The organism is Arcobacter defluvii (genome assembly GCF_013201725.1).
Classification (GTDB): domain Bacteria; phylum Campylobacterota; class Campylobacteria; order Campylobacterales; family Arcobacteraceae; genus Aliarcobacter; species Aliarcobacter defluvii.
The window spans coordinates 396,509-411,356 of sequence record NZ_CP053835.1; the positions used below are offsets into that span (position 1 = coordinate 396,509).

General features: G+C 28.4%; 12 protein-coding genes. 8 read left to right on the forward strand and 4 right to left on the reverse strand.

Going from position 1 to position 14,848, the window contains the following annotated elements; all coding sequences use genetic code 11:
* Positions 1-132: 132 nt before the first annotated feature.
* Together ADFLV_RS02115 and rho are read left to right on the forward strand one after the other, a co-directional pair.
* Positions 133-729 carry a peroxiredoxin gene (locus ADFLV_RS02115; RefSeq protein WP_014473125.1) on the forward strand — a complete coding sequence of 199 codons (597 nt, stop codon included), beginning with the start codon at positions 133-135 and terminating at the stop codon, positions 727-729.
* 177 nt (positions 730-906) lie between these two features.
* Positions 907-2,235: a transcription termination factor Rho gene (gene rho, locus ADFLV_RS02120; RefSeq protein ID WP_014473126.1), complete on the forward strand. Its 1,329-nt coding sequence runs from the start codon at positions 907-909 to the stop codon at positions 2,233-2,235.
* A 16-nt stretch (positions 2,236-2,251) separates the two neighbouring features.
* On the opposite strand, the gene ADFLV_RS02125 is transcribed toward rho, so the two are convergent.
* On the reverse strand, positions 2,252-2,917 hold the full coding sequence (locus ADFLV_RS02125) for a uracil-DNA glycosylase family protein (RefSeq protein WP_129010356.1): 666 nt from the start codon (positions 2,915-2,917) through the stop codon (positions 2,252-2,254).
* Between the two features lie 120 nt (positions 2,918-3,037).
* Between ADFLV_RS02125 and gdhA the strand changes: the two genes are divergently transcribed.
* The 6 genes from gdhA to ADFLV_RS02155 all read left to right on the forward strand — a co-directional run bounded on the left by gdhA (position 3,038) and on the right by ADFLV_RS02155 (position 9,742).
* Complete coding sequence (gene gdhA, locus ADFLV_RS02130; protein ID WP_129010357.1) at positions 3,038-4,390, forward strand: NADP-specific glutamate dehydrogenase; 1,353 nt, start codon at positions 3,038-3,040, stop codon at positions 4,388-4,390.
* Between the two features lie 112 nt (positions 4,391-4,502).
* The gene (gene murI / locus ADFLV_RS02135; RefSeq protein ID WP_129010358.1) at positions 4,503-5,291 is read left to right on the forward strand and encodes a glutamate racemase; all 789 of its coding nucleotides are present in this window, start codon (positions 4,503-4,505) and stop codon (positions 5,289-5,291) included.
* A complete protein-coding gene (locus tag ADFLV_RS02140) occupies positions 5,288-7,294 on the forward strand; it encodes a DNA polymerase III subunit gamma/tau (protein WP_129010359.1) in 2,007 nt (668 codons plus the stop codon). The genes murI and ADFLV_RS02140 overlap by 4 nt, the downstream gene beginning before the upstream one ends.
* A 66-nt stretch (positions 7,295-7,360) precedes the next feature.
* A complete protein-coding gene (locus ADFLV_RS02145; RefSeq protein WP_014473131.1) occupies positions 7,361-8,200 on the forward strand; it encodes a thioredoxin domain-containing protein in 840 nt (279 codons plus the stop codon).
* An 18-nt stretch (positions 8,201-8,218) separates the two neighbouring features.
* Positions 8,219-9,157 (forward strand): hydroxymethylbilane synthase, encoded by a 939-nt coding sequence (hemC, locus tag ADFLV_RS02150; RefSeq protein ID WP_014473132.1) that lies wholly within the window; start codon positions 8,219-8,221, stop codon positions 9,155-9,157.
* A gap of 42 nt (positions 9,158-9,199) precedes the next feature.
* Positions 9,200-9,742 (forward strand): hydrolase, encoded by a 543-nt coding sequence (locus ADFLV_RS02155; protein ID WP_129010360.1) that lies wholly within the window; start codon positions 9,200-9,202, stop codon positions 9,740-9,742.
* A gap of 6 nt (positions 9,743-9,748) precedes the next feature.
* On the opposite strand, the gene ADFLV_RS02160 is transcribed toward ADFLV_RS02155, so the two are convergent.
* The 3 genes from ADFLV_RS02160 to acnD all read right to left on the reverse strand — a co-directional run bounded on the left by ADFLV_RS02160 (position 9,749) and on the right by acnD (position 14,753).
* Complete coding sequence (locus ADFLV_RS02160) at positions 9,749-10,753, reverse strand: GGDEF domain-containing protein (protein ID WP_014473134.1); 1,005 nt, start codon at positions 10,751-10,753, stop codon at positions 9,749-9,751.
* Between the two features lie 109 nt (positions 10,754-10,862).
* Positions 10,863-12,041, reverse strand: a complete 1,179-nt coding sequence (prpF, locus tag ADFLV_RS02165; RefSeq protein WP_129010361.1) for a 2-methylaconitate cis-trans isomerase PrpF — start codon at positions 12,039-12,041, stop codon at positions 10,863-10,865.
* A gap of 117 nt (positions 12,042-12,158) precedes the next feature.
* A complete protein-coding gene (acnD, locus tag ADFLV_RS02170; protein ID WP_014473136.1) occupies positions 12,159-14,753 on the reverse strand; it encodes a Fe/S-dependent 2-methylisocitrate dehydratase AcnD in 2,595 nt (864 codons plus the stop codon).
* Between the last annotated feature and the right edge of the window lie 95 nt (positions 14,754-14,848).

Consider the following 14,848-nt stretch of genomic DNA (forward strand, 5'->3'; position numbering starts at 1 on the left):
GTAGAAAGGATAAATATTATCATAAAATAATATTTCTTATAAATTTAGAAATTTAAGCTTATTTACAGTTTGTTTTACAAAATATTGTTATATAATTCTATCACATTAAAAAATATTTAAAGGATATAAAATATGTTAGTAACAAAAAAAGCTCCAGATTTTACAGCAAAAGCTGTACTTGCAGATGGTCAAATAGTAGAAAATTTCAACTTATATGAAAACATTGGTGAAAAAGGTGCAGTATTATTCTTTTACCCACTAGATTTTACATTTGTATGTCCATCAGAAATTATTGCTTTCTCAAAAAGAATTGACGAATTTTCTTCAAGAGGAATTTCTGTAATTGGTTGTTCAGTTGATTCTCAATTCTCTCACTTCGCATGGAGAGAAACACCAGTTGAAAATGGTGGAATTGGTAGAGTTAAATTTCCATTAGTAGCAGATTTATCTAAATCAATTTCTAGAGATTATGATGTATTATTTGGTGAGTCAGTGGCATTAAGAGGTTCATTTTTAATTGATGCTGATGGAACAGTAAGACATGCAGTAATTAATGATTTACCATTAGGAAGAAATATTGATGAAATGATAAGAATGGTAGATGCAATGTTATTTACAAATGAGCATGGTGAAGTTTGTCCTGCTGGTTGGGCAAAAGGTGATGAAGGTATGAAAGCTAACACTGCTGGTGTTGCTGAATATTTAGCTAAAAATGAAGGTAAATTATAATATATAAATTTAATTTATATTTATAATAAAAAGGTATCAATTAAGATACCTTTTTTTATGTATTTTATAATTTATTGACAATTTTTGAAATAAACACTACAATAACAAAAATACTTTAAAAACTACAAAAAACTACACTACATACTTAATTATGTAAAATCAAAGGCAAACATACTCATGGAAGAGTCTAAAGAAGAAACGAAAGTAAAAACAACAAATTCAAAAAAAACAAGAACTCATATCCCTGTTGAAGGTTATAAAATAGAACAACTAAGGGAACTTCCTTTAGAAGAATTAATTAATATAGCAAATGAACTAGATGTTGAAAATCCTCAAGAATTAAAACGACAAGATTTAATGTTTACGATTTTAAAATCTCAAATAGATGCAGGCGGATTTATTTTATTTACAGGTATCTTAGAGATTAAAGAGGGCGGATTTGGTTTTTTAAGAGCAATTGATGGAAATTTTTCAGATACTTCAAATGATTCTTATGTAAGTGCAACTCAAATTAGAAAATTTGCATTAAGAACTGGAGATATCGTCTCAGGGCAAGTTAGACCTCCAAATAAGGAGAGTGAAAAATATAATGCTTTATTAAAAATAGAAGCTATAAATTACTTACCCGTAAAAGAGTCTAAAAATAGACCTTTATTTGATAACTTAACTCCACTTTATTCTACATCACGATTTAATTTTGAATATGATTCACAAAAAATGACAGGAAGAATGCTTGACCTTTTTGCACCAATGGGAAAAGGACAAAGAGGACTTATTGTAGCTCCTCCAAAAACAGGTAAAACTGAACTTTTAAAAGAATTAGCACATGCAATAAGTAGAAATCATCCAGAAGTTACTTTGATGGTTCTTTTAATTGATGAAAGACCTGAAGAAGTTACTGATATGCAAAGAAGTGTAAGAGGTGAAGTTTATTCTTCAACTTTTGATTTACCTGCTCAAAATCATGTAAGAGTTGCAGAAATTGTTATTGAAAAAGCAAAAAGACTTGTTGAAATGAAAAAGGATGTTGTAATTTTACTTGATTCTATTACTCGACTTGCTCGTGCTTATAATACTGTAACACCAAGTTCTGGGAAAGTTCTTTCTGGTGGAGTTGATGCTAATGCTTTACATAAACCAAAAAGATTTTTTGGAGCTGCAAGAAATATAGAAGAGGGTGGTAGTTTAACTATTATTTCTACTGCACTTATTGAAACAGGTTCAAAAATGGATGAAGTTATTTTTGAAGAGTTTAAAGGTACAGGAAATAGTGAAGTTGTTCTTAGTAGAAATGCTGCAAATAAAAGAGTTTATCCTGCTCTTGATATTATTAAATCTGGAACAAGAAAAGAAGAACTGCTTTTAAGTCCAGATGTTTTACAAAAAACTTGGATTTTAAGAAATGCGATTTCTCAAATGGATGAAGTTGAAGCACTTAAATTTTTATATTCAAAAATGCTGAAAACAAAAAATAATGAAGAGTTTTTTAACTCAATGAATGAATAAAAAAGATTTTTCTTTTTTATTCAAAATTTCTAAATACTTTTTTATACTGCTCAACTCTAAAATCAAAAGTTGTATATTTGTCATCTTTCTCTTTTTTTTGTTTATAATGATTATTTGAACCTATGCTTTTATTGGCGCTATTGGATGGAGAAGTTAAAGATATAGTTGTAAAAGATCTATTATCAAAAGTGAATTTATTAATTTTTGGTGTATCTTTATCTATAATTTCTATTTTTATATTATTTTGTTTTAAAATTTTCCTGAAAAAATACTCTGGGCTATTTTTTGAATTTCCGCCCGTAAATATGATTTTATATATATTTTTATAATTTTTTAAATAATATAATATATCTCTCAGTACAATATCTTGCATAGTTAAATCACTTGCATCATATTTAATTCTTTTACAATTTTCTACAATATCACAAATTCCAATTTTATTTTTTATTAAAAAGTTTTTTCTTTGATTTATTGCCTCTAATGAATTATTATATATAAGATTTAGTTTAAAAATTTTATCAAGAATTTGCCAAAAAAGATTGTCTTTTGAGCCATATGGGAAATCTACATCTTTTATCTTTAATTCTTTAGAGCAAAATCTTGGAGGAGGAAGAGTACCAATAATTAATATTTTTGTATCATCATTTAAAATTGGTAAATATGGATGATAGTGAAAAATCATAAAAATCCTTTAACGTATATAGAATAATTTTTATATATATGATTAAAATTTATAGATATTGTATAAAATATAATCATTTTTTGATAAAATATTTTTTCAATTTAGAATGAAGGAAGAAGTATGCCATATTTAGAAGAAGTTTTTAACTATCTTAAAAGAACAAGTCCAGCCCAAACAGAATTTTATCAAGCAGCAGAAGAAGTATTATATTCATTGCAACCATTGTTAGATAAATATCCTCAATATAGAAAGCACAAAATTATAGAAAGAATAGTTGAGCCGGAAAGACAAATAATGTTTAGAGTAAATTGGCTTGATGATAATGGTGAGATTCAAGTAAATAAAGGTTTTAGAATAGAGTTTAATTCAGCATTAGGACCATATAAAGGTGGTCTTAGATTTCATCCAAGTGTAAATGCAGGAGTGATTAAATTTTTAGGATTTGAACAAATATTTAAAAATGCACTAACAGGTCTTCAAATTGGTGGAGGAAAAGGTGGAAGTGATTTTAATCCAAAAGGAAAATCAGACAATGAAATCATGAGATTTTGTCAAGCATTTATGAGTGAATTATATAGACATATTGGTGCAAATACTGATGTTCCAGCTGGTGATATTGGAGTTGGTGCTAGAGAAATAGGTTATATGTTTGGGATGTATAAAAAACTTGCAAATAGATATGAAGGCGTATTTACTGGAAAATCATTAAAATGGGGTGGTTCTTTAGCTAGAACAGAAGCTACAGGTTATGGATGTGTATATTTTGCAAAAAATATGCTTGCAGCACGAGGAGAGAGTCTAGAAGGACAAAGATGTGTAGTTTCTGGTTCAGGAAATGTTGCTATTTATACTATAGAAAAATTATATCATCTTGGTGCATTACCTATTACTTGTAGTGATTCAAAAGGTATGATTTTAGATGAAGAAGGAATAGATTTACTTTTATTAAAAGATTTAAAAGAGAATAAAAGAGTAAGATTAACTGAATATGTAAAATATAGACCAAATGCTAAATATATTCCTATTGAAGAGTATCCAGAAGGAAAAAATATGGTTTGGTCAATACCATGTTTTGCAGCATTTCCAAGCGCGACACAAAATGAATTAAATTTAGAAGATGCAAAAACATTATTAGCAAATGGCTGTAAATGTGTAAGTGAAGGTGCTAATATGCCATCAACTCCTCAAGCTGTTGATTTATTTGTAGAAGCAAAGATTGCTTATGGACCAGGAAAAGCAGCGAATGCAGGTGGAGTTGCAACAAGTCAATTAGAAATGGCACAAAATGCTTCAATGTTATCTTGGACATTTGAAGAAGTTGATGCAAAACTAGAACAAATTATGAAAAATATTTTTGAATCAGCAAGTTCAACTGCAGCTGAATTTGGACAACCAACAAACTTAGTTTTAGGAGCAAACATCGCAGGATTTAGAAAAGTAGCTGATGCTATGATAGAGCAAGGTTTAGTATAATTCTTTTTTAACAATACTCTAATAAAGAGTATTGTTACTTCTTATTTCTTTCTAATAATTTTATTTAAAAACTTATGTTAAAATAATCGCTTATTACTAATAAAGGTATAACTTGAAAGTTGGTGTATTTGATTCTGGGCTTGGAGGATTAACAGTTCTAAAAGCTATTTTAAAAGTTTTTAGAAATGCAGAGATTTTCTATATTGCTGATACAGCGTATGCTCCTTATGGAGAAAAAAGTTCGCAAGAGATTTTAGATAGATGTGATAAAATCACAACTTATTTACTTGAAAATTATGGAATAGAAGCTTTAATTGTTGCATGTAACACTGCAACAAGTGCTGCAATTAAACACTTAAGAGAAAAATATCCTTTTCTTATAGTAATTGGAACAGAACCAGGAATTAAGCCAGCTATTTTAAATACAAAAACATCAAATATAGGAATTCTTGCAACAAAAGCTACATTAAAAGGTGATAAATATCAACTCTTAGTAGATAAACTATCTTCTATAAAAGAGGTAAAACTTTATGAACAAGCTTGTGTTGGTTTGGTTGAACAGATAGAAAAAGGTGAAATAAATAGTTTAAAAACTTATGATATGTTAGAAAATTGGTTAAAACCAATGAAACATAACAATGTAGATACAATAGTTCTTGGATGTACTCATTATCCTTTAGTTGATAAACTAATAAAAGAAATTATGGGTGAAGATGTTACTTTAATTGAAACAGGTGATGCAATTGCGAAAAGACTTTTATGTTTAAGTGATGAAAAAGCTCATCATATAAATCAAGGTGATTTAAAAATTTTGATTTTACATACAGGAAATATAAATATAAATATGATACAAATTGTTTTAGAAAATAAAAATATTGAAATTAGGAAATGTGAAATATGAATAATGAAAACTTAGAAGATAAAGTTTTAGCTTTAAAATATAGACCTCGAAGATTTGAGGATTTAGTTGGACAAAGTACAGTTTCGCAAACTTTATCTTTAGCATTAGATTTGAATAGATTATCACATGCTTACCTTTTTTCAGGTTTAAGAGGAAGTGGTAAAACAAGTACTGCAAGAATTATGGCAAAAGCTTTATTATGTTCAAATGGTCCTACTTCAAAACCTTGTGAAGTTTGTCCTAATTGTATTAGTGCAAATTCAAATAGACATCTTGATATTATTGAAATGGATGCTGCAAGTAATCGCGGAATTGATGATATTAAAGATTTAATTGAACATACAAAATATAAACCAAGTAGTGCTAGATTTAAAGTATTTATCATCGATGAAGTTCATATGCTTACAACTCAAGCTTTTAATGCTTTATTAAAAACTTTAGAAGAACCTCCTGGATTTGTAAAATTTATTTTAGCAACAACAGATCCACTAAAACTTCCTGCAACAATTCTTTCTAGAACTCAACATTTTAGATTTAATAAAATAGCACAAAGTGATGTTATTCATCATTTATCACATATCTTAAATGAAGAAAATATTGATTTTGAAAAAGATGCATTAGAAATACTTGCAAGAAGTGGACAAGGAAGTTTAAGAGATACATTAACACTTCTTGACCAAGCTATAATTTTTTCAAAAGGAAAAGTAAATACAACAAGTGTTGTTGATATGTTAGGACTTATTGATCCAAAACTAATGGATAATATTTTTTCAATCATTTTAAATAAAGGTGATGTAAATGAAATTATCAAAGAGTTAGAAATATATGAAGTTTCTCAAATTTGTGATGAAATGACAATTTATCTAAAAGATAAAATGATTTCAAAAGATAGAAGATTTGATTTACTTTTATTTGATAGATTCTTTAGAATTTTAAGTGATGCTAAACATTTATTAGCAATAAATAGTGATGGAACTTTTGTATTAATTTTAACATTTATGAAAATGATGGAAGCTACGAATTTAAAATCTATTGATGATATTATCAATCAAGTAGAAAAAATAGAAGCAAAAAAAGATTTAATTGTAGAAAAACCAATTATTGAAAAAATAGTGGAAAAACCAATTTTAGAAAAAATTGGAATAGTTGAAGAGATAAAAGTTGAAGAAAAAACATTAGTTATTGAAGAAGAGACAAAAATAGAGGAAGTTACTCCTTTTGATGAGGTTATGATAGAAACTAATAATATTATAGATTTAGGTATTATGGATTCTATTGAGACTGTAGATTATTCAACTCCTTTTGATGAATTACCTATTCAAAAACCTGAAGAAATTGAAATAAAGAATAAACAAATAGAAGAAATAAAAGAGATAGAAATAGAAGAAATTCCTTTTGAAAAAGAGGTTTCTGTTAATGTAATGCAAGAGATTGAAGTAGTTCCCTTTGAAGATGAAGTTGAAGAAGAAATTTCTTTAAAAAATGAGTTATATGAACAGTTAACATCAAAAGTTTATGATAGAGATTATGCTTTAGGAGAATGTTTTGAAAAGAATTTTATTTTCAATGGATTTGAAAATAATAAACTTTTTATAATCTCTTATGCACAAGATGAAGATAGAAAGCTTTTATATAAACATTTTGGGATTATAAAAACTTTTGCTCAAGATATTTTTGGAAATGATGTTGAACTAGATTTTAAAAAGGAAGAACCCTCCGTACTAGAAACAAAAGAAGAAATTAATTTAGTTAAAGAAGAAACTGAAAAGAATAAAGAAAATTTTGATGAAGATGAAACGAATCAAACAGCTACAGAAGAAACAAGTTCTATGTTAGAAGCTATTGAGATGGGTGCAGGTTGTGTAGCAGATATGACTAAAAGTTCTGTTGTAACACCTTCTCAAAAAGAGTTAGAATTAAATGATATTTTAAATTCTAAAATGCTTGATAAAGCAAAAGAATTATTTGATATCAGAAAAATTACAGTAAAAGCAAGAAGTTAGAATATTAACTTTTTATTAATGTAAAAAAGATAGACTAATCCCTAATTTTTAAAAAGGAAAAATTATATGAATAAGCTTTCAAAGATATTATCGTTAAGTGTGCTATTATCAGCAACTTTATATGCAAATAGTGGTGATGATGTTGTTGTAAATTTTGAAAAAACAAGAGTAGCTCAAAATCCAAATGTAAAAGTAAATGATGTAAAAGTAAACACAAAAAAAGAGTTACCTCTTAGTGGATGGAATGGATATATTTTGGATGTTCAAGCAAATGTTCAAGGTAAAGAAATTAATGTAAAAGATATTTTATTCAGTGATGGTAAATATATCGCTTTAGATTTAATTGATTCTAAAACAGGAAAATCATTGAAAGATGTAGTTACTCCGAATTTAACAGCTAAATATTATGATAAATCAAAATTAATAGCAGGAAATCACAATGCAAAAGACAAAATTGTAATTTTTTCTGACCCACTTTGTCCATTTTGTATAGATTATGTTCCTGATGTTATAAATTATGTAAATAAAAATAGTGATAATGTAGCTTTATATTATTATCATTTCCCATTAATTGGATTACATCCAGCAGCTGCACCTCTAGCAAAAATAATAGAAGTTGCAAAAAGTAAAGGTTTAAAAGATGTTGAGTTAAAAACATATCAAATAAATTGGGAACCATATTTTACAGCAAAATCAACTGATGAGAAAAAAATCTTAGAAGCATTTAATAAAGAGTTTAAAACAGATATTAAACTTGAAGAGATTAATACAAAAGAAGTAAATGAAAATCTTCAAAAAGATATGTCAATGGGCGAAGAAGTTATGGTTCAAGGAACACCAACTATATTTGTAAATGGAGTAAAAGATTCTTCAAGACAAAAATATGAAACTTTAGGGAAAAAATAAATTTTATAAGAAGGTAATATGGAAAAATTAGTAATAGCAACAAGAAGAAGTCAATTAGCTCTTTGGCAAAGTGAATATGTAAAATCACTACTTTTAGAACACTATCCTGATATGCAAATAGAATTACAAGAATTTGTAACAAAGGGTGATAAAATATTAGATGTTCCTCTAGCTAAAATAGGTGGAAAAGGGCTTTTTACAAAAGAACTTGAAGTTGCAATGTTAGAAGGAAGTGCACATCTTGCAGTTCATTCATTAAAAGATGTACCAACTCAATTTGAAGATGGATTAACTCTTGCTGCTGTTACTAAAAGATTTGACCCAAGAGATGCAATTTTAAGTAATAAATATAGTTCTATTGAAGAATTACCTCAAGGTGCAGTTGTAGGAACTACAAGTTTAAGAAGAAGAATGGCTTTAAAAATTTTAAGACCAGATATTGTACTTAAAGATTTAAGAGGTAATATAAATACTAGAATTGCTAAATTAAATGCAGGTGAATATGATGCAATTATACTTGCAGCTACTGGTATTCAAAAACTAAAAATTGAAAATGAAGTTAAATACTTCAATCCAATTTCAACTGATGTTATGATTCCATCAATGGGACAAGCTACACTTGGAATTGAAACTACAAATAATCCAGAAGTATTAGAAATAGTAAAAGTATTAAATGATGAAAATGCTCATATCGAATCAACAATTGAGCGAAGTTTTGTAGATACATTACAAGGTGGTTGTCAAGTTCCAATAGGTGTAAAAGCAACAATTATTGATAAAAATTCTATAAGAGTTCAAGCAATTGTAGGAATGCCAGATGGCAGTGAATATCTAAGTGAAGATATAACTGCTGATATTAAAGATTATGAAAAAATTGGACAAAATTTAGCTCAAACTTTTATAGACCAAGGTGCAAAAGATTTATTAGAAAGAGCAGAAAAAACAGCTTTTAAATAAAAGAATTGTAAAATATTTTTTACCATTTTAAGGAGAGAGAAAATGAGAATAAATATTGATGATGCACTTTTTTGTTTGGTTGATGTTCAAGAAAAATTATTTCCACACATTGCAAATAAAGAAGAACTAGAAAAGAATTTATTGATTTTAGTAAAAGGTTTGAAAGTTTTAAATGTTCCATTTATTGTAAATGAACAATATAAAAAAGGAATAGGTGAAACAATTCCTTCTTTAAAAGAATTAGTTGATACTTACCCATCATTTGAAAAAACTACTTTTTCATGTTGTCAAAATAAACCAACAATGGATGCGATTAAAGCTACTAATAAAAAAGTAGTTATTGTTGCAGGAATTGAAACACATGTTTGTGTTTTACAAACTTGTATTGATTTAATAGAAGCTGGATTCGAAGTTGTTTTAGTAACTGATTGTTGTAGCTCTAGAAAACAAAAAGATACTGATATTGCTTTACAAAGATTGATTCAATCAGGAGTTATTCCAACTACTTATGAATCTTTATTATTTGAATTAACTTTAAATGCAAAAAACCCTTGTTTTAAAGAAATCTCAAGCTTAGTAAAATAGAATTTTCTATTTTACTATAGAATTTTTTCCCTCTTTTTTTGCTTTATACATTTTTTTATCTGCAAGATTTAATATTTCGTCATATGAATTAAAATCTTTATTAAATTCAACTAATCCAATACTTAGCGTAATCTTACCAAATTTTGTTGTTAAGAATTTTCTTGATGTTAGATTCATAATTCTTTCCATATATTCATAAGCATAATTTAATGGTGTATTTAAACTAATAATACAAAATTCTTCTCCACCAAGCCTAAAAATATAGTCTATTCCTTTTCTTGATTCTTCTTTCAAAATATCTGCAAAATATTTTAATACAAAATCTCCACCATCATGACCAAATTTATCATTTATACTTTTAAAATTATCTATATCTATGTAAGCTAAAGTTGCTTGTGTAGATGCTCTTTTTACTTGAGCAAAAATATCTGAGCAAATTTTTACAAAATATCTTCTATTGTATAAAGTTGTTAATGTATCAGTAATTGTCAACTCTTCTAATTGTTTTCTTATAAGAAGATTTTCTTTTTCTAAAGCAATTCTTCTTGTTTCTCTTTCAATTTTTCTTGAATAAATTAATGCAATATCATTTAATTCTTCAGGTAAATCTCTTACTTTTTTTGAATAAATTGCGATATGTCCTATACAATTATTTTTACCATCGGTTATTGGAATACCATAAAAACTTTCATATTTTTCATTTATTACATCCAGAAAGTTGTATTGTACATGCTCTTTTATTTTTATAATTTTATTGTCAAAAACAAATTTACCAGGAACACCATTTAGGTCTATTATTTTAGGAATTTTTGTATTTGTAGAGTAAATAACTTCAACTTTTGTAGTTGGTGAATAATCAATAGCTTTTGTAATATAAACTAAATCAGCTTGAAATAATTTTTTTATTTCAATTGCAGTTTTAGCTATAAATTCATCACCTGTATGATAAGATGTTATTTCTAAGATCGATTTTAAAGCTTCATATGGATTGAATTTGAATTTATTATCCAAAATTTTTGCTCCATTAAATTTTTGGATTATATTAGCATAAAATTTTTAATTAGAAATAAAAAAAGGTCTAGATATAACCTAGACCTTTTTTCAAATAAGGAAATTAGAATTATTCCATTGTACCAGCTGGAACGAATACATTTCCTTCCATAATTATTCTAGCACTTCTACTCATAGTTGCTTTATCAACAACATATTTTCCATTTTCTTGTTTGATAACTGCACCAACTTTTAAAGTTCCAGATGGGTGACCAAATTCAACAGCAGTTTTTTCTCCACCACCAGCAGCTAAGTTAACTAAAGTTCCAGGAATACAAGCAGCAACACCAATAGCAACCGAAGCAGTTCCCATCATAGCGTGGTGTAATTTTTGCATAGATAACGCACGTACATGTAAATCAATTTCATCTGCTTTAACCTCTTTACCACTAGAAGTTGTAAAATCAGATTTAGGTGCAACAAATGCAATTTTTGGAGTATGTTGTCTTGTTTCTGCTTCTTTTAAATCAGAGATTAATCCCATTTTTAAAGCAGCATAAGATCTGATTACTTCAAATCTTGCAAGTGCTTCGGCATCATTGTTTATATCAACTTGTAATTCAGTTCCTTTATATCCAATATCAGCTGCATTAACAAAACAAGTAGGAATACCAGCAGTAATCATAGTTGCTTTAAATGTACCAATTCCTGGAACTTCTAAATCATCAACTAAATTTCCAGTAGGGAATAACTCTTCAGAAGGGTCAACAGGTTCAGCAAATTCTAAAACGATTTCTTCTGCTGGGAAGGCAACACCATCAATGTAGTAATCACCCATTTCTTTAACCATACCATCAACCATAGTTACATAACACAAAATAGTTTTTTTGATATTTGCTTGCCAAATTCTTACACAACAAACACCATTTTCAGGTACATTATCAACTAATCCTTCTTTAATAGCAAATGGACCAACTGCACTTGATAAGTTCCCACAGTTTCCACTCATGTCTACAAAATCTTTATCAATTGCAACTTGACAGAAATAGTAATCTACATCATGATTTGGAACAGTTGATCTACCTACTAAAATTGCTTTTGAAGTAGAAGAAGTAGCTCCTCCCATACCATCCATTTGTTGTTTATAAACATCAGGACTTCCTACAATTCTTTGAAGTAGTCTATCTCTTTTTTTTGGGTCTTCTTGAGCTTCTTTTGGTAAGTCTGCAATATTGAAGAAAGTACCTTTTGATGTACCACCTCTCATATATGTAGCTTTAACTTTAAATTGTGGTTTATAATTACTCATATTTTAGTTCCTTAAAAATTAGTTTTTTGATTTTAAAAACTGTTAAAAAAAATCTTTTGATTTCTTTTAACAGTTTTATATTCTAAAAAGCATCAATGATGCTTTTTAGATATTTAATTATTTTGAAGATGCAATAACATCTTTAGCGAATTTTTGTAAAATACCACCATTTTTGTAAACTTCAACTTCAGCAGAAGTATCTAATCTACATAAAACTTTGAATTTAACAACTTCACCATTTGCTCTTGTCATTACAACAGTTAAATCACATCTTGGAGTAATCTCACCTTCAATATCAAATGTTTCAGAACCATCAATATTATAAGTATGTCTTGTTTCTCCATCTTTGAATTGTAATGGTAATACACCCATTCCAACTAAATTAGTTCTGTGAATTCTTTCAATTGATTCAGCAATTAATACTTCAACACCTGCAAGTCTTACACCTTTAGCTGCCCAGTCTCTTGATGAACCTTGTCCATAGTTAGTTCCAGCAATAATAATTAAAGGTTGTTTTCTATTTGTGTAAGTTTCAATTGCTTCCCACATTCTAGATTCTTTACCTTCTGGCATAATCATTGTTAATGAACCTTGTTTAACTGTTCCATCTGGATTTTTAACCATTTCGTTAAAAAGTTTTGGATTTGCTAATGTAGCTCTTGATGCTGTATGATGATCTCCTCTATGCGTAGCGTAAGAGTTTAAGTCTTCAACAGGTAATCCCATTTTTAAACAATATTCACCAGATGCTGATGTTGGTAAAATTGCATTTGATGGAGATAAGTGATCCGTTGTAATATTATCTGGGAATACACCTAATGGTCTCATACCTTTTAGTGCTGGCATTTGCATATATTCATCTTCCCAATAAGGAGGTTTATTTATATATGTAGATTTTGTATTCCATTTATAGAATGGATCAACTTTAATACCTGCTAATCCATTTCTTGCGAACATTGGATCATAAATTTTTGCAAACATTTCTGGTTTTACAGCAGAATTAACAACTGCATCAACTTCAGCATCAGTTGGCCATAAATCTTTTAGTTTAATATCATTTCCATTTTTATCTTTACCTAAAACACCATTTTCAATATCAAATCTAATAGTTCCTGCTAATGCATATGCAATAACAAGTGCAGGAGATGCTAAAAATGCTTCTTTTACATAAGGGTGAATTCTTCCATCAAAGTTTCTATTTCCTGATAATACAGCTGTTGTATAAATATTGTTATCAACTGCCTCTTTTTGGATTTTAGGATCTAATGCACCTGACATACCATTACAAGTAGTACATGCAAATCCAACAATACCAAATCCTAATTTTTCTAATTCAGGTAATAATCCAGCCTCTTTTAAATAAAGTTCTGCAACTTTTGAACCTGGTGCTAAAGAAGATTTAACCCATGGTTTTCTAGTTAATCCAAGCTCATTTGCTTTTTTTGCAAGTAAACCAGCAGCAACAACATTTCTAGGATTTGAAGTATTTGTACAAGATGTAATTGCAGCAATTAAAATAGCACCATCTGGCATTTTATCACCATCAATTTTGAAATCTTTGATAATTCCTTCAGCTTTTAATGTTGAAGTTGGAACTAATTTATGTGGTTTAGAAGGACCAGCTAAACTTCTTGTAACAGATGTTAAATCAAATTTTAAAGTTCTTGCATATGTAGCTTGCTCAAATGCATCTGCCCATAAACCATTTGCTTTAGCATAAGTTTCAACTAATTTAATTTGTTCAGGACTTCTACCAGTTACTCTTAAGTAATCAATAGTTTGTTCATCAATTGCAAACATTCCCGCACTAGCACCGTATTCAGGAGTCATATTAGCAATAGTAGCTCTATCACCTAAATTAAGGTATTTAATACCAGGTCCAAAGAATTCTAAGTAAGCAGAAATTACGTTGTTTTCTCTTAAAAAAGAAGTTAAAGATAATGCAATATCTGTTGCTGTAATACCTTCAGCTCTTGTTCCAACAATTTCAACACCGATAATTTCAGGAACTCTCATATAAGAAGGATTTCCTAACATTACATTTTCAGCTTCTAATCCACCAACACCAACAGCGATAACTCCAAGTGCATCAACGTGAGGAGTATGTGAATCTGTTCCTACTAATGTATCTGGACTTGCTATACCATTAATGTTGTGAATAACTGGAGACATTTTTTCAAGGTTGATTTGGTGCATAATTCCATTACCTGGAGGAATAACGTCAACATTATTAAATGCTTCTTTAGTCCAGTTAATAAAGTGGAATCTATCTGCATTTCTTCTATCTTCAATATCTCTATTTTTTTGGAATGCATCTGGATCATATCCACCACACTCAACTGCTAATGAGTGGTCAACAATTAATTGAGTAGGAACAACAGGATTAACTTTATCAGGATTTCCACCTTTTGATGCTACTGCTTCTCTAAGACCTGCTAAGTCAACAAATGCTGTTAATCCTAGAATATCATGACAGATTACTCTTGATGGATACCAAGGGAAATCTTTATCAGTTCTTTTTTCAATTAATTGAATAAGTGAATCTTTTAAATCTTCACTTGGACATTTTCTTATTAAGTTTTCAGCTAAAACTCTTGATGTATAGTTAAGTTTTGCAAAAGAACCTGGAGTAATGTCTTCAACAGCACTTTTTACATCATAATATTTAACATCTAAACCATCTAGTTGTTTAAGATATTTTTCGTTTGTCATTGTTTTTATATCCATATTTTGAAGTTTATTATTGAGAATTTGGAATATTTAATATTCACCAGTTTTTTAAGTTAGCAAAAAGCTAACTTAAATTT